Raw genomic sequence first — 16,283 nt, 5'->3', positions numbered from 1 at the left:
TGGCTGACCTGAAGAGATCGCAGAGATGTCGTTGCCTTTGAAGTGAGGGGCAGGAAAACTGCTCTGATCGAGATGTCAGCAGCTATATGGATAGCCAGAGGCCAACGGCTCGGCGGCTCGTCGACGACGTTGGCTTTTGGCTCCGGGGAGGGATCGCCGATCGCTTCCCGCGTATTTCCTTCATTGCCACCTGCAATATCGACATCTTCCGTCAGGTGTCGGTTCGATGAAGTCAGCAGGTCTGGCTGCTGAAAAGAAAGGCAGATGCCTCACTTCAACAGATCACATCCCTCGACGGCTATAACCTGTGATCGACTTGAGGCCTGCTACCGCATTGGAGGCATATGGATATACGTCTGCGCCCTCCCAGAGGTAGGACGCCAGAACAAACCGGCGCTTTTGCTGCCCACCTCGACTGCGAGCCCTCGTCGATGTGAACACCAAAAGCACCGATTTGAAATTACTTCGTCGCCCTTGCTATAAACAAGCCCTTTACGCGCATAAGGACGGCAAATCGGATTGATTTGTTCAAGTAATCTAATTTTAATTTCGCCTTTGTCCCACCCATATCTCTAAAAGAGAGAAAGAGACGGGACACGCATACATCGAGTAGCGCGATTGGGACCCGTCCTAACGGAGCGAAATGACGAAATTCTATTATGACGACCGCCCATGTGGAGCGGGAAAATCTTACGACGAATGCCTTAATATCATCAATAATGCTGGTCTTTACCTCTATGCGGTTGAGCGCAAAGCGGCGGTAGAAGAGCGGGCCAAGGAAATTCGGGAAATGGCAGCCGAGGCGGGCGTGAACGTCAAGGTCGCTACGATTTGTAGCACTGGTCGGAACGGATATCGCGATCCTGACCTGATCGGACTCCGTTCTCCGAGCGTCCGGGTTCGCGTTCAGGGGCTCCCCAACACTTATACAGGCGGTCATGTCGTTGTTGTGATCACCCATGAGGCCCTCAAGGCAGCGGACCTGTCGGGTTTCCACGGATGGCAACTTGTCATTGATGAGCGCCCTTCCATCTGGGATCGGCAGAGCTTGTCGTGCAGGCTGAGCAAGGGGCTGCTGACTCAGCACTTCCGGCTGGAAGAACTTGAAGTGACCGATGGTGAAACGATTAACCGGATCGTGTCGGCATCCGACGCCACGGCGAAGGATTTCGACGAAGACACCTGCGGCAGCCCATTGGCGGTTCTGTCTCAACGCATAATTGGGGATCGGTGCATCGTCGCCACGCGGCTCACTTCATTTGACCAACTCGACACCGATCGTCGGTGGGAATGGTGGTCGATTTGGAAACCGACGGCGCTTCTGGTCTTCGAGCGCGTGACGGTTCTGGCCCATGCGCTGACTGCCTCGATTACCTATCGCGTCATGCAAGCCAACTGGCCTGATATCGAATGGGTAAACCTCAATCGCAAAACAAAGCTTCGGCACGCACATCGTCGTGTGGAGGTGCACTATTATGCTCAAGCCCATCAGGCGAGCCGAACCCTCTGGGGAAGCCCTGTTGGCCGCCGCTTCCTCTTGGCTATCGGACAGGACATCGCAAGGCGCGTCGATCCTGAACGGCTTATCTGGACATGCAACAGCGAAGAGCGCGACATGTTTATGGGGATGGACGATGACGAACCACTGATGCCGGGGCGCTTCCTGACACCTCGTCAACAAGGTTCGAACCGCTGGCAGGCATCCAATGAAGCGGCGATACTTTACACCGCAAAGCCGTCCGCAGCCGACATCAGCGTAGCCAAGCTCATCGGAATTTCTCCCGAGGCGATCATCGAGACCCGCGAACTCGACATCATGGTCCAGTTCGCGTGCCGCACCAGCGTTCGGGTCGCAGAGAGCACCGAAACCGTCCACCTCTACGTGTATGATGAGGTGCAAGCTCGACATCTGGAGGCGTATTTCCAGAGCACCGGATATTGCGATGTTACCCTCGAGCTAATCGACATTCCCGGCATGGGTATCGCCGAATATGAGCGCAACAGCATGCCGGGGCGCAAAGCAAAAGTGCGGACGAATGAGGAGATCGAAGCGGCGAAAAAAGCCCAGAGGGAGAAGGATAGGCTGCGAAAACGGCGGCAGCGAGGGGCTGCAAAGTTCGAGTTGCCTGATCAGAAATGAAGTGATGGAGGGGGAGTGATTTACTTCGCTCCCCATATCCCGCCATGGGGCGCTTTGCGCTTATGCCTTCGGTATTATTTGCTGCCAGCAATTCAATTGAAACTCACTGGCCTTCGCTTTTGGCTGCACCATCAATCGTTTTCGATTACTACAAATCCAAACTCCTGCATCAATATATAGTAATAATTACCGTTATTTTTATTTATATATCATAATTACAATTAATCATAAAAGGTAGTATAATAATAAAATGATGTAATCATCAATATATCGCGCATAATGATAAAACGTAGTATGAAAAAAATGCTTTTTTCCAATATGTAATCCTGTATTATCACTCCGAATCAGAATTGGAGATTTTGAGTGAGTAATGAATTAAAAATTTTTGATAAAATTATCGTCCACGACGATTATGATGCTGACATCTCTTTTTGCGGTAAAAAGCTAGGTGAGGCATATCATGAGCGAAATGGATTCACTCATTCAGTTGAAGTTTATAAAACGGCTGGGAACCAGTATGTGGCGGAGCTATATTATGACCACTTTGGCGCAGACAGAGTGCGTCGAGGTGTGTTTGGAGCAAGTGTTAACGAATTAGCTGATGCTATCCTCGACGTTAGTCAGCGCTTCTTGGAGACTATGAAATCCGCTTTCAAGGATGCCGATCTCATTTGGGCAAAGCAGATCGATTAGCCAAAGCTGGGGGCAGTCAAGGCTGCCCCTTTCACCCGCTCAGTTTCTTTACCCATATGTTTCGCCCGCGCTGTCCTAGATCACTTTCGCCACCTGACCCGTGCCGTCGCCCGCCGTCATATTCCTGAAGGGACCCTCTGTTCACTTCAACGATGCGGTATTTCCACGATCGGCAGCCCTAAAGCCCCGATATTTCGCTGCATCACGCTGCCAATGATGAAACAAATGGATTTCCCGAAACCCGGTTTCCTCCGGTTGGATCATGAAAAAACCATCATCCCCACCAGCGCGCCCTGCGCTCCGCCTCGTCGTCGACAATGGCCCTTTGGTTCAGCAGCCTCGCTCTCCCTTTCGAACGCCGACCGATGATCTCATCGCGTTCCTCCGAGGGCTTGCTCCATGCCCCAAATTTACGCCACCGGCACCGGCATTGCCTCCGGAACCAAAGGGGAAGCGCCGTTCTCCGAAGCCATCTGACTGATGTTCCACTGAACCGATGTCATCAACGATCTCAGCCGTGACGGTCGTCGATGATCTCACCCTGACGATCGTCAACGACCACTAGCGCAACGATATTTCCAGAACGATTTCCTTCGACGATGCCCATTCACGATATGAAGTGGCTATGGCTGTCCACCATTGATTGCGGGCAGGGTTCGGCGCGGACGATCCGTCAGACCATATCGCCGGACATCCTCGGCGCTGGCTTTGTAGATCACCGGCTTGTCCGCATCATCGAGCCGGTAGGGATATGCCGTGGCAGTGCTGATTTCGATCCAATCTCGGCAGGGGTAGTCGACATTGAGGTATTGCACCCGCGCTCTGATGTGCAAAATTTCGCCGATAAGCCGCCCTTCATGCGCATCTTCGCGGATGACATAGTCGCCGATTCTAAGATCGTGCAGGTCCATCGTCGGCCTCCCATCATTGATGCTCGATGATACTCCAGAATCAAAAATATCGAAGTAAATGAAGTGCTTGAACCGATTCCACGGAAGTGAGAATCTGTCCCTGATGGGTAAACCCGCACGGGAACTCGCCTGAGACAGATGACGCGTCTCGACAGTATCGATGTCCGAAATCCGAGACATGTGATAGAGCAACGCTAGGATCAAACGAGACAAGAGGCGCCATGCTGGTCGGATGCGGTAGAGTAAGCTCTCATAGTCAGTCGCTCGACATCCAGCAGGAGGCACTGACCGCCGCCGGGTGCGAGAAAATCTTCGCCGAAAAGATGTCCGGGCGCTCAACCACCGATCGTGATCAACTCGCCCTTGCCCTCGATTTTGTCCGCGAAGGCGATACCCTGGTCGTCACCCGCCTGGATCGTCTTGCCAGGAGCGTCGGTGATCTTCACCAGATCATCGAGAAGCTGACGGCGAAGGGGGTGGCATTCCGGTGCCTGAACCAGTCCGGCGTCGATACCGACACGAGCATGGGCCGTCTGCTCATCGGCGTATTGAGCGCGGTCGCGGCCTTCGAGGCTGACATCCGGCACGAGCGCCAGATGGAGGGTGTAGCGAAGGCTAAGGCAGCGGGGAAATACAAGGGGCGGCCGCCGTCCATCGACCCGGCCAAGGTCAAGGAACTCAAGGACGCCGGTATGGGCGCCGCCGCGATCGCCAGGAAGATGGGGATCGGCAGGGCCAGCGTCTATCGTGCTTTGGCCGCCTGAAGGGAACGATTGATTCACCGGCGAGAGATATCGTCGCACAATGTCGTTCAAGAAGCCCTTTCGCGCGGCGCCGGTCAGACCAGGCCCACACTATCAGGCAAAGCGGAAACGCCGGGATGACCTCGCGACCGTCAAGCTCCTGGGTGGCGCGGTCGGCTTCGGCCTGGTCGCCGCCTTGGCCTTGCATGCACTCGATCGGGCAGAAAGTTCATCCGCAGAAACCAGCCCGATCGACGCCCCTCATCTCCTCGCCTCGACTGGCGCAGGTCAGTTGCCCCAATATGATCGGGGGGCCAGTGCGGCCGATCTCGACGCACAACAACCATCCGCAGGTCTAGCAGCGAACCGACCTGCCCGGACCACTGCTCCCGTTCAACCTTCCTGGTCCTATCCGAACTGCCGAGCGGCACGCGCAGCGGGCGCCGCGCCGCTTTACGCTGGGGAGCCGGGTTATGGCGAGCACATGGACGGGGACCACGACGGCATCGCCTGCGAGCCATATCGCGGCCGATGAAATAGCAGACCCGTTGACGCCCCGATCACGTCGGGCAACGATCCCACCCATGCATCGCCATGTTCATGATGAAATCGCCGATCGACCAGCCGCAGGCCCGATCCCCGCTACCCGCTCCAGTCCGTCATCCCCGACATATCAGCGGCACCGCAGCTTGATCCGCAGGATCGGGCCGGGTGCCGCTGCGGCGTTCAATCCTCCTTCGTCCAGCCCATCGCCTTCAGCATCACATCGAACAGGCGGGTGTTGGCGAAGAAGCCATGGACCTGATCGGCGCCCGGCCCGGCGGCGGCGGCAATCACTTCCTCGCCGGTGTGACTGTCCTCGACGCCGATGATCGCATTGCTGGCGACCGTTGCCCCCGGCTTGGCGGCGGCCGCCGCATATTGCTGCGCCATCGGCGCGTTGCGCTTGCCGCTGGTCATGCGCAGGCCGAAACTATGGTCGGCGGTGAACAGGATCAGCGTATCCTTGCCCGCGATCGCGCTGACCCGGCGGATCATCTCGTCCATCTCGATCACATGTTTCAGGCCATTTTCCGGCTTGTCGGTGTGCATGTCCCATTCGACCATCAGGAAATAGCCCTTGGGATTGCGGGCAAGCTGGCCGATCGTCGCCTCGACCGCCGGGATCGGCGCATAGTCGGCATCGCGCAGCACCGCCGCCCGGCCGCTATCCTTCACCAGTGCCGGATCGTCCCCGAACCGATAGCCCGCCCTGGCAAAGGCCGCTTGCGGGGTGGTGCCATCCTTGGCGAAGGACGCGACCGCATCGGCCTGCCCCTTGCCGATCAATATGTCGACGCCATTGCCAAAGCGGGGCGTCAGCATCTGGCGGAAAATCTGGTCCTTGTCCTTGCGCGTGGCGACATGGGCAAAGCAGGCCGCCGGGGTCGCATCCCAGATCGGCATGTTGGTGACGACGCCGGTGGAAAGGCCGCGCTGCTCGGCATATTCCAGGAAGCTCTTGACCGGGGTGATCGCGCCATCGGCCGCCGGCAACGCGGAGATCATGCCGCTGTTGGTCTTGTGCCCGGTCATGATCGCGCTCATGCCCGCCGCCGAATCCGTCACCCAATTGTCGAGTGCCGACGTGTCGGACAGGCCGACATGGGGCATGGACTGGATGAACAGCGACTGCGGCCGGTCATGCGCCATGATGCCCGCAGCGTTCAGCGTCGGCACGCCGCCGGCGTCACCCAGGAACAGGATGATGTTGCGGGCCCGCTGCGGCGCGGCCCCGTCATCATTGCGGGCCTGCGCTGGAGCGGCGGCGAGCATTGCGCCCGCCGCCAGCATGATCCCGATCGATCGCATCGTCATTGCCGTCCTTCCGTTCAGAAACGGGCCCGCACGCCGGCCATCAGCGTGGTGCCATAATCGGTGTAGCCCGCGAAGCGATCGTCCCGGACATATTGCCACTGGACGCCGCCGGCCACGTTGATGCCCTGCACCACGAATGTGACATTGGGCGTGACCTTGTAGGAAATATCGAAGTCCAGGCTGCCGAACGCCGCGTCGTTGTTGGCGGCCAGCCCCGCGCCGCCGACATCGCGCAGCACCTTGCCGCGCCAGCTATAGCTGGCCCGTGCGCCGACCGGTCCCTTTTCGTAGAAGGCGGTCAGGTTGAAGCTATCGCCAGCCACGTCGGTCAGGTCGTCGCGGAAGGTGGTGCCGTCGGACAGGGCATAGGTGCCCTTGCTCTTGGTATGGGTGTAATTGGCCTGGAAACCCAGGCCATCGAACGGCGCCGGCAGCATCTTGAACAGTTGCTGATAAGCGATCTCGATCCCCGCGACATAGGCATTGCCGCCATTTTGCGGCGCGGTCAGGCGATAGATCTGGCCATCCAGGTCGAAATTGCGGGTCTGCTGGAAGACGAAGGTCGTGATGTCCTTGTAGAAGGCGCCCCCGATCAGCGCGCTGCCCGGCGCGAAATACCATTCGACCGTGCCGTCATATTGCCACGCCTCGAACGGCCGCAGTTCGGGATTGCCGCCCACCGCCGTCAGCACGGTCGGGTTGGAATTGATCGTCAGGCGCGGCGCCAGGTCGGCCAGCGACGGCCGGGTGATGACCTTGGACGCGGCCAGATGCATCTGCAGGTTCGACGTGAACTCCGCGACCAGATTGAGCGAGGGAAGAAAATTCCCGTAATTGCGCTCATAGCTGACCGGCAGCGCCGCGCTGCCATTGTCGGCATAGCCCGACGATGTCTGGCGGGTATAGGCGTAGCGCAGGCCCGCGTCGCCCCGGATGGTCACGCCGCCCAGCGGCAGGCTGAACTCCGCCATGCCATATCCGCCGATGATCCGTTCATCGATGGCATAGCTGTTGCGCCGGTCGCCACGGGTCAGCGGCGCGTCGAGCAAGGCTTCCTTGCCGGTCGCCGCGTCCCAGAAACGGTCGGGATCGGGCATGACCCAGTTCGTCGGCAGGTTGCCGCCCACGCCGTTCAGGAAATCATCGACCGGAAAGGCCTCGAAATAGCTGTCGTCGAAGCGCTGGCCGGCGATGCCGCTGGTGAAGTTGATGTCGCGGCGATTATAGGTGCGGTCGCGCTTTTCATATTTGGCGCCGAAGCGCAGCGCGTGCACCACGCCGCTCAGCTCGCGCGTCACGTCGAAGGTCGCAGCCCGCTGGCGATCGAGCGAGTCATTGACGCGATACTCGATCCGGCGACCGGGCAAGGTGGTCGATTCCGTCAGGTCGGCGGTCAGGAACTCCAGGTTCGGCAAGCGCTCGCCCACCTTGCCATAATCGAACGCGACCTGGCCCACGCTGCCGAGCAGGCGGGTGCGATAGATGGGCGTGGGCGTGTTGGAATAGGCCCGGCCCAGGCTCGCGTCGGCGGCCAGCGTCCAGCCATTGGCGGACCATTTGGCGTTCGCGCCGATCAGCCAATTCTCATATTCCAGCCGCGACGTTTCGCGCCCGATCTGGGTCGATGTATTGACGGTCGCAGCGGTCAGCACGCCATTTTCGATCACCGCCGTGCCGGGCACGATCGCGCCCGGCGTGGTCGCCGAAAAATCGGTCGAATAGGTCAGCTCGTCATAATCGATGTTGAGCCGGCTCCACAGGCCATCGACATTCAGCTCGAACCGGTCGTCGGGCTTCCACTGGATCGCGCCATTGAGGCCGATGCGGTCGCGATTCTCGCGCTCCAGCGTCGGGCGCGTGCTGGTCGGCACCAATATGGTGTCGCTGTCCAGCGTGCCGTCGCCATCCGTGTCGATCCGACCGTCGGCCCAGCCGACACCGGTGACACGATCCTGCCGCGTGGTGCGCTCGTCATAGACCGCCGCGATCAGCGCGCCGAACGTGCCCTCCTCATTGACCCAGCTGGCCATGCCCGACAGGCGCGGATCGACCGTGTCGGCCAGGCGCGGCGAACTGGCGGTGGCGGACAGCGCCAGCACCGGCTTCTTGAGGTCGATCGGGCGGAAGGTCTGCAGGTTCACGATCCCGCCGATGCCCCCTTCGGCCAGGTCCGCGCGCGGGCTCTTGATGACTTCGACCGCCGACATGAGTTCGGACGGCAGCGTGTCGAAACGGAACTGGCGCCCGCTCTGGCCGCTGTCGCGCACATTCTCGTTCACCGCGGCCGACCGGCCATTGAGCGTCACGACCTGAAAATTGGCGCCCAGGCCGCGGATGCGGACGAACACGCCTTCGCCGCGATCTCGCACGATCGACACGCCCGGCACGCGCTGCAGCGCTTCGGCGATGTTCTGGGCGGGGAATTTGCCGATATCCTCGGCCTTCACCACGTCGACGACATTGGTCGCCTTGCGCTTTTCGGCCAGCGCGCCGGACAGGCTGGCGGCGTAGCCGGTGACGATGATGTCGGGCGCGACTTCGACGCCGCCGCTGGCCACCGTCTCCTGCGGCGCGGCCGGCGCCGCCACGACCAGCAGCGCGCCATTGCCCTGCCGCCGCACCGCCAGCGGCTTGCCCTGGATCAGCCGCTCGACCGCCGCCATGGCGTCCATCCGGCCGCTGAGCGACGGGCCACTCATCCCCGCGACCAGTTGCGGCGCGAACAAGATGTCGGTGCCGGTCTGGCGGGCCAGCGCCTCCAGCGCGGTCCCCAGCGACTGCGCGGCGATCTGGACGGTCGCCTGGCGCGGCTGCGCCTGGGCCGGAACCGCGCAGAAGGCGGCAAGAGCGGCGCCCAGCACCAGAGAGCGGCGCAAAGTGCGCGAAGAAGAAACGGTCACGATCATCCCCCGTGGACAGCGGCAGAAGGCGCCGCGCCTCCCCGACGCGCCAGCGGGATTTTACCCCACCCCGGCGTCGGCCATTTTTTTTCAGCGGCCCAGCAGCACCCGGTCGTCCACCTGGCGGACGGGCACGGACAGCAATTGCGACAGCGCCTGGCCCAGCGCGACATTGTCGCCCATCCGGTACATGCCGCTCACCCGCAGCGCAGCGGTGACGGGATCGGCGATCACCAGCCGGGTGAGGCTGTAGCGATTGGCCTCCGCCGCCACCGCATCCAGCCGGTCGTCATGAAAGGCCGCCCGGCCGCTCAGCCAGGCCTGGGTAGTTTCGACATCGGGCCGATCAAGCTGCACGACATTGGCGGCATCGGTGCGGATGCGCTGCCCGGCCGACAGGCTGCGCTGCCCGCCGGCGACCGCGACATCGGCCTGTCCCGCCAGCGCCGTCATCGCCAGCCGGTCATCGCTGTCGCGCCGCACATCGAACCGGCCGCTGCCGGCGACGAAACGCCCCCGGCCGGCATCGATCGCAAAGGGCACGGCGGACGGCTTCACCGTCAGCGCGACGCGCCCCCGTTCCAGCCACAACCGCCGCCGGCTGGCGCTCGCCAGCACCCGGACATCGGTATCGGCATCCAGGAACAGCGCCGACCCTTCCGGCAGGGTCAGCCGGCGTTGCTCGCCGATGCCGGTGCGATAACGGGTGCCCGCCATTGCCGTCTGCATGATCGCCATGCCGCCGCCGCCCACCACCAAAGTGCCGGCGCAGGCTGCCATCATCCGCCGGCGCGAAAGGGGGCGTGCGGACGCCGGCGCAGGGCGCACGGCAGCATCGGTGCCGGGCACCAGCGCCCAGATATCGGTCGCCCGCTCGAAATCGGCCGCATGCGCGGGGTCGGCGGCGATCCAGGCGCGAAAGGCCTGTTCGTCGTCCACCGTCCGTTCGTCCGCATTCAGCCTTGCAATCCACTCGGCGGCGGTCCGGGCCATGGGGCGCTCACCGGGCATGTCGGGGCTCACCAATCCTTCGTCCATTCGCCAAGGAAACTCATCGCCCTGGCCATATGCTTCTCGACCGCGCTCTGGCTGATGTCCAGCCGTTCGGCAATCTCGCGATATTTGAGATTGTCGATCCGCTGCAGCAGGAACACCTCGCGGGTGCGTGGCGGCAGCCTGTCGATCCCTTCCGACACGCGCCGCAGCCGCGCCTGCGCCATCAGCGCCTCGTCCTGCAACGGCGCGCCGTCGCGCAGCAGCGCCAGCGCATCCTCGCCGCCTGCCGGCCCGCGCACCTTTTCCCGCCGATAGCTGTCCCGCGCCCGGTTGACCGCCGCGCGGACCAGAAAGGCTTCCTCATTGTCGGGCCGTTCGGGCCGGGCCGCCATGCGGACATAGGCATCGTGCAACAGATCCTCGCTGTCGGAACGCCGGGTCATCCGCTCGACCTGCGCCAGCAGCCCGGCCCAGCCGGTCCATAGCCGCCGCGGCGCCCGCAGCGCCTGTTCAGAAGGATGCTCGCTCATGCGACCGGCCGCTTAGCGGGCGCTGCGGTCAGTTTGATGACCAAGGCATTTCAATTGGATGACGCTGCCATCTTGTGACATGCCGACGTGAACACGGGGGATTGTCCGAAGCGCTGCAAGCGGCAATATGCGGCTGTGCAGGGCGAAGTGCCAATGGGTGCTGGGGTTCGATCTGATTACAGGGGCAAGACCGGTCGATGGATATGGTGGACAATGCGGCGGCAATTGACCGGATCATCGAAAGCTGTCGCGCACTCTGCCTGGATGTGCGCTGGCATGATGTCTACACGCTGGCGACCTCGGTGGAACTGGAAGAGGTCAATCCCGCGCTGTTGCGGATGAAGGTCACTGCCGCCTGCGCCCTTAACGACAAGACGCTGCTTGCTGCACTCGCGCCGGAAATCATCGACCTGCCGGACGGCCATCCGCTTTTCTATCCGTTGGTCGGACAGATACAGCGCAGCGGCCATGGCGATATTGGGGCCGACATGCTGCTGGGGCGCGCCAATGCGGCGGCCGATCCGCGCTATGCCGTTTTCCTGCGCCGCGCGATCAGCCTCAATCGTGGTGACGAGGGGCGCACAGCCACGCTGGAGGCGGCGCTCAATGCCGCGACAAATGGCGGCTGGGACATGAAGGGCGAGCCCTCGTCCCATCATTTTCCCGCGCCGCTGCCGGCCCTGATGGGGCCGCCAGTGCAGATCGTTCCCGCGCCGGGCTTGGATCGCCGGCATATCGACCGGCTGACGGGCGATACCGCGAAATTCCTCGCCAGGATGCAGAAGCCCGCGCCCGGCTATATCGTCGAATATGCCAATGTCGTGGTCGATCGCCATGGTCAGATCTGGACGCCCGATGGCAAGGTCATCGTCAGCCTCGGGAAGCCGATCGATTTCAACGAAGCCGGTGCGGGTGGGCATGTCGCGGTAGCAACCAGCGTCGTTGCCCACACCAAGGGCATCTATCATTTCATGGTGGACCATCTGCCAAGGCTGGCCTTCCTGTTCCAGCAGGGGGCTGATCCGGACGTGAAGCTGCTGACGAATGCAGGGGGCAAGGCGTTCGAGCGCGCGCTGCTGGATCTGGCCGGTTTCGGGCCGGACCGGCTGGTCGCGGTGGACAAACCGGTGTTTGTAGAGCGGTTGCTGAAGGTCGTCTGCGGGTTCGAGGGCATGACCGGCTGGTCGCACATGGTGCCCATGTTCCAGACGATCGTGAACGCCGCGCTGGCAGAGGCGGCCAGGCATCAGGTGGAACTGCCGCCCCGTATCTACATTTCCCGCGCCGCGGCGGCGCGACGGTCGATGCGCAACGAAGAGGCGCTGGAACAGGCATTGGCCGCGCGCGGCGTGCGCATCTACCGGTTCGAGGATATTCCGCTCTGGCACCAGATCGCGCTGGTCAATTCGGCGCGCGTCATCGTGGCGCCGCATGGCGCGGGGCTGGCGCATATGCTGATGGCCAGTGCGGACGTGAAGATCATCGAACTCCTGCCCATCGCGATGGGCACCTATCTCCTGCGCTGGAACTATGCGCGTCTGGCCATTCTGCGCGGCTTCGAATATCGCGCCTGGGTGGAGGAGCAGTTTCTCGCGGTCCAGGATGACTGGTCGATCACGCTGGACGAATTTCTCGCTTATTATGACGGGCTGGCGCTGGACTAGCCATCGGGCCGGTCCCGGACAAACCAGGGAAAACCCCGTCTAGCGCCAGAAGTCCCAGTATCGCGGCGTGATGCCCTGGACGGCAGGCATCGGGTCGCCCTTGGGGTCCTGCGGAACGATCGTGGCGGTCATGTCCTGGCAGGTGGCCATGATCCACCGGTGCTTTTCGCCAGTGCGCACGTCGGTCGCGACCTGGCTATATATGCCGTTGATCTGCTCCACCGGGCCCAACGTCAGGCCCTTGGTCACGGCGCCCTTCAATTCGAACGGCTTGGAGCAGGTGCCAACATCGGCGAAGCTTTCCGCCATTTCCGATGCCGACTTGCCGTCGCGCGACCGGGTATAATCGTCCCGCTTCCACGCTTCCCAGCGCACCTGGCCAAACTCGCGGGTCCAGTAGGTCCGCTCCATCTGCCGCGCCTTGCCGGGCGTCAGGCCGGATGGATCGACCTGCGAATAGGGGTGGGACAATATGGTGTTCAGTCGCTTGCCCGAACTATAGGTGAAATCGCCCCTGGTCCACAGCGCCAGAACTTTCGACGGATAATCGTCGGGGCATGGCCCTGATATCGGCGACAGGCCGATATTGGACGATTTCTTCTGGTTCACCGCGATGCCGATCGCGCCATTGGCCGGCACCGTGCGAGACGTCAGCAGCCAGTTGCGGAAATAGCGGACCGAACTGTGCGGCCCCTTGGGGCATTGTGACGAAATCCCTCCGCCGACCGTTCCGCCGTCCTTGCCGCGCGACCACCAGCCCATGATGAAGGCGAACTGGTCATCATACCAGCGCACCGAGAAATAGGCGGGAATGAAACCCTCGGTCCTGCAGGCGTCCTTCTGGATCTGGACGGCGCCGACTACACGGGCATTGCCCTGATATTGCCACAGGATATTGTCGCGGATCGTCCGCCGGGCGCCACAGTCCACAGCGTTCTGGGGCACCACCTTGGTCAGGTGATAGGGGATCCGGTCCGCCGACGTCAGGTCGCGCCGCTTCTTGCAGCGCGCATCGGTGGGGATCATGCCGACGATGATGTTGCCGTTATCGTTCAGGCACACATCCTGGACCAGAAAGTCGACGATCTCGGGCGGCGCGGCCGCCGCCCTTGCCGGTTGCGCGGCGATGAGAGGGGCCAGCATCGCCGTCATGGCGATGGCCGCGGGTCCGAAAGATTTTGCCATGATGATGCTCCAGGCAGGTCGACGGGGCAGGGCGCGCATGAACGATAGGGGCGCGAATGAGCATGACGGCCCGCGCCGCTTTCGGTTCCCTGCGCCGGGACGGGCTGACGGATTTTTCGCTGGCAATGCCGGGCCTTGCCTTCGTTTTACGGAGTCGCCGCGCCGGTGCTGCCGCGCGCGACCAGCGAGAAGGTGAAGCGCGGCGGTTCGCCCGGACCGTTGATCAGCGCGTCGATCGCGGCGCGGCCCATATGGTCCAGCGGCTGGCGCACGGTGGTCAGCGGCGGCCAACTGGTGCGGCTTGCGGGCGTATCGTCGAACCCGGCCACCGACAGATCCTCGGGCACGCGCAGGCCCAGATCATGCGCCAGCGTCAGCACGCCCAGCGCCATCGGGTCGTTGGTCGCAAAGATCGCGGTCGGCCGGTCGTCCCGCTGCAACAGCGCCTCTGCGCAGGCAATGCCGGACGCGAAATCGAAACTGCCCTGCATGAACAGGCTGTCGTCGATCGGCAGGCCGGCCGCCGCCATCCCCTCGCGAAAGCCTTCGACACGCTGCAGCGCCGCCTTGTGGGTCGGGGGCGGGGTGATCACCGCGATCCGCTTATGGCCCAATGACGCCAGATGATCGGCCACCATCCGCCCGGCGGCATGTTCGGGCGTCGGCATGTTGATGCCGCCCCTGGATGCGTCCGCCGTGCCGGCGATCCGTGCGCAGGGCAGGTTCATTTCCGCCAGCCGGTCGAGCAGCAGCGCATCGTCGGACAGCGGCGGCACCAGGAACACGCCGTCGGGGCGCAGCGCCGCGACCAGCCGGTCCAGCACTTCGATCCGCTCCTCGCCGCCGTCGGAAATCGGCTCCACCACCAGATGATAGCCAAGGTCGCGGCAGCGCGCCGCTGCGCCCGACTGGATGCCGCCGGTATAGGCGGGGGCGGGGTTGCTGTAGAGATAGGCGATCATGAAGGACCGGCCACCGGCCAACCGCCGCGCCGACTGGTTGGGGCGATAGCCCAGTTGCTCGATCGCCGCGTTCACCCGCTCGCGCAGTTCGTCGCTGACGTTCGGCGCCTTGTTGACAACGCGGGACACCGTCTTGATCGAGACTTTGGCAAGGGCGGCGACGTCATGGATGCTGGGCATGATTTTCCTATAGGGCCGGGCCGAAGGCGACTGGTGCTGCCCCGGATCTTTGTGGCACTATTCCCCATAGGACCAAGGATGGAAGATGAGCAACGTCATTAATTTTCGTCTGGCGCGCAAGGCCAGGGATCGGGCCGACAAGGCGCAGGCGGCAGACAGCAATCGCGCCAAGTTCGGCCGGACCAAGGCGCAGAAACTTGCCGATCAGCAAGAAGAACGTCGAAAGTCGGCTCTGCTGGATGGTGTGCGTCTTGAGCGCAAGGAAGAGTCCGGCGACGATGTCTGATGCTGTGAAGTCATGATATAAATCTGTTGTTCATGTTCGGAATGAACATCTGTTCATATTGAAGTGGGATTTTTCAATTCATCGATATTGAAAAACAGATCGTCCCGCATTTGACGATATGTTTGAGGCCAATGGAGATGGTCGGCGGTTGATCTATCGCTATGACCAAGAATATTCGATCCATCCGTCCCGCCTCGGCCGCGATCGCCGCTGTCCTGGCATTGTCCGCAACGCCCCTGCTTGCGCAGGAGGGGATGACGCCCCCGCCGGCCGCGCCAGTTGACATCGCCCCCGCGGTGCCGGCGGCAGAGTCCGCACCCGCAGCGCCTGTCACAGCGCCTGCAACCCCGGCGGCGCCGGTCTTCGCGCCCAGCCAGCCAGTCGTGCAACAGACGCCGCCGACCCCGGAGCCGCAGCCTGAAGCGCCCGCCGCGCAGGAAAGCCGCGCTGCCCCGGCCACCCCGGCACCGCGCCGCGCGGAAGCTCGCCAGCCTGAACGTGCTTCCGAACCCGCCCCGGCGCCTGCTCCGACCCCGGTCGCGGCTGAACGTACCGAAGCGCCGGCACCCGTAGCCCCGGCCGCAACGCCGGCTCCGGAACCGGCTGCCGTCACCCCGGTTGCCGAACCGGCCCCGGCTGCCGCGCCGGCCGAACAGCCCTCGGCCCTGATCGATCCGGCGCTGCTGCTGGCGCTGGGCGGCGGTTCGCTGCTGCTGGTCGGCCTTGGCGCCACTGCCATCGTCCGTCGCCGCCGCCAGCGTGTCGAAGCCGAGCGCGAAGCGATCGCGCCGATCGAAACCGGCCCGGCCCCGGCACCGATGCCCCTCGCCCCGGCTGCTCCGCCTGCTGCTCCGATTGCGGCACGCACCCCGCTGGCCGCCGCCACGGCTCCCGCCAGCCCCATGCCGGCCAGCGATGTCGAAGCGATGGTCGCCGCTGCCCCCAGCCGCGACAATCCCTTCCTGACCCAGCGCAACCGCCGTCGCCGCGCCCATTTCCTGCTCGCCCAGCGGCAGGCGCTCCGCACGGCCGATCCGGTCGCCCGCGCCGCACCGGTGGCAACCCCGGCCAGCGCCGCGGCGACCGATCGCAGCCAGACCGTCTATCGCTTCGGCAGCGACCGCGCCCGTCCGGGCCTGTTCAAGCCGCGCACCAGCTGATCGGCGCCCTGAGCTGACAATGAAGGGGACGGTGGCCCGCCATCGTCCCCTTTGTCTTGCCTGTCCTACAACCATG

Annotated in this window: 14 protein-coding genes; 7 read left to right on the top strand and 7 right to left on the bottom strand. The window is 62.9% G+C overall.

Annotation, left to right across the window (positions count from 1 at the left end; genetic code table 11):
- Positions 1 to 643 precede the first annotated feature (643 nt).
- Together U0025_RS15020 and U0025_RS15015 are read left to right on the top strand one after the other, a co-directional pair.
- Complete coding sequence (locus tag U0025_RS15020) at positions 644 to 2,140, top strand: hypothetical protein (RefSeq protein WP_004208235.1); 1,497 nt, start codon at positions 644 to 646, stop codon at positions 2,138 to 2,140.
- Positions 2,141 to 2,503: 363 nt separating this feature from the next.
- Positions 2,504 to 2,833: a hypothetical protein gene (locus tag U0025_RS15015; protein WP_157225192.1), complete on the top strand. Its 330-nt coding sequence runs from the start codon at positions 2,504 to 2,506 to the stop codon at positions 2,831 to 2,833.
- 623 nt (positions 2,834 to 3,456) lie between these two features.
- Here U0025_RS15015 and U0025_RS15010 read toward each other — a convergent pair.
- Positions 3,457 to 3,744, bottom strand: coding sequence for a hypothetical protein (locus U0025_RS15010; protein ID WP_004208233.1), 288 nt, complete (start codon positions 3,742 to 3,744; stop codon positions 3,457 to 3,459).
- A 221-nt stretch (positions 3,745 to 3,965) separates the two neighbouring features.
- Between U0025_RS15010 and U0025_RS15005 the strand changes: the two genes are divergently transcribed.
- Positions 3,966 to 4,508 carry a recombinase family protein gene (locus U0025_RS15005; protein WP_004208232.1) on the top strand — a complete coding sequence of 181 codons (543 nt, stop codon included), beginning with the start codon at positions 3,966 to 3,968 and terminating at the stop codon, positions 4,506 to 4,508.
- A gap of 40 nt (positions 4,509 to 4,548) precedes the next feature.
- Positions 4,549 to 5,022, top strand: a complete 474-nt coding sequence (locus U0025_RS15000) for an excalibur calcium-binding domain-containing protein (protein WP_080604465.1) — start codon at positions 4,549 to 4,551, stop codon at positions 5,020 to 5,022.
- 191 nt (positions 5,023 to 5,213) lie between these two features.
- Here the strand turns inward: U0025_RS15000 and U0025_RS14995 are convergent, their stop codons facing one another.
- The 4 genes from U0025_RS14995 to U0025_RS14980 all read right to left on the bottom strand — a co-directional run bounded on the left by U0025_RS14995 (position 5,214) and on the right by U0025_RS14980 (position 10,770).
- Entirely contained in the window at positions 5,214 to 6,344 is a 1,131-nt protein-coding gene (locus tag U0025_RS14995; protein ID WP_004208231.1) for an alkaline phosphatase, read from the bottom strand.
- Positions 6,345 to 6,358: 14 nt separating this feature from the next.
- Positions 6,359 to 9,250 (bottom strand): TonB-dependent receptor, encoded by a 2,892-nt coding sequence (locus U0025_RS14990; RefSeq protein WP_004208230.1) that lies wholly within the window; start codon positions 9,248 to 9,250, stop codon positions 6,359 to 6,361.
- A gap of 84 nt (positions 9,251 to 9,334) precedes the next feature.
- Positions 9,335 to 10,237, bottom strand: a complete 903-nt coding sequence (locus U0025_RS14985; RefSeq protein WP_254792245.1) for a FecR family protein — start codon at positions 10,235 to 10,237, stop codon at positions 9,335 to 9,337.
- Positions 10,238 to 10,263: 26 nt separating this feature from the next.
- Positions 10,264 to 10,770: an RNA polymerase sigma factor gene (locus U0025_RS14980; protein ID WP_004208228.1), complete on the bottom strand. Its 507-nt coding sequence runs from the start codon at positions 10,768 to 10,770 to the stop codon at positions 10,264 to 10,266.
- A gap of 197 nt (positions 10,771 to 10,967) precedes the next feature.
- On the opposite strand from U0025_RS14980, the gene U0025_RS14975 reads away from it, so the two are divergent.
- Complete coding sequence (locus U0025_RS14975) at positions 10,968 to 12,434, top strand: glycosyltransferase family 61 protein (RefSeq protein ID WP_004208227.1); 1,467 nt, start codon at positions 10,968 to 10,970, stop codon at positions 12,432 to 12,434.
- A gap of 39 nt (positions 12,435 to 12,473) precedes the next feature.
- Here U0025_RS14975 and U0025_RS14970 read toward each other — a convergent pair whose 3' ends face one another.
- A complete protein-coding gene (locus U0025_RS14970; RefSeq protein WP_004208226.1) occupies positions 12,474 to 13,619 on the bottom strand; it encodes a hypothetical protein in 1,146 nt (381 codons plus the stop codon).
- Between the two features lie 146 nt (positions 13,620 to 13,765).
- Entirely contained in the window at positions 13,766 to 14,761 is a 996-nt protein-coding gene (locus U0025_RS14965; RefSeq protein ID WP_004208225.1) for a LacI family DNA-binding transcriptional regulator, read from the bottom strand.
- Positions 14,762 to 14,846: 85 nt separating this feature from the next.
- On the opposite strand from U0025_RS14965, the gene U0025_RS14960 reads away from it, so the two are divergent.
- Both U0025_RS14960 and U0025_RS14955 read left to right on the top strand, forming a co-directional pair.
- Positions 14,847 to 15,047 carry a DUF4169 family protein gene (locus tag U0025_RS14960; RefSeq protein WP_004208224.1) on the top strand — a complete coding sequence of 67 codons (201 nt, stop codon included), beginning with the start codon at positions 14,847 to 14,849 and terminating at the stop codon, positions 15,045 to 15,047.
- A gap of 161 nt (positions 15,048 to 15,208) precedes the next feature.
- Positions 15,209 to 16,207: a hypothetical protein gene (locus U0025_RS14955; protein ID WP_004208223.1), complete on the top strand. Its 999-nt coding sequence runs from the start codon at positions 15,209 to 15,211 to the stop codon at positions 16,205 to 16,207.
- The last annotated feature ends 76 nt before the right edge of the window (positions 16,208 to 16,283 follow it).

The organism is Sphingobium yanoikuyae (genome assembly GCF_034424525.1).
GTDB lineage: Bacteria > Pseudomonadota > Alphaproteobacteria > Sphingomonadales > Sphingomonadaceae > Sphingobium > Sphingobium yanoikuyae.
Note: the sequence above shows the minus strand (reverse complement) of the source record. Positions and strands in the feature narration are given on the sequence as shown.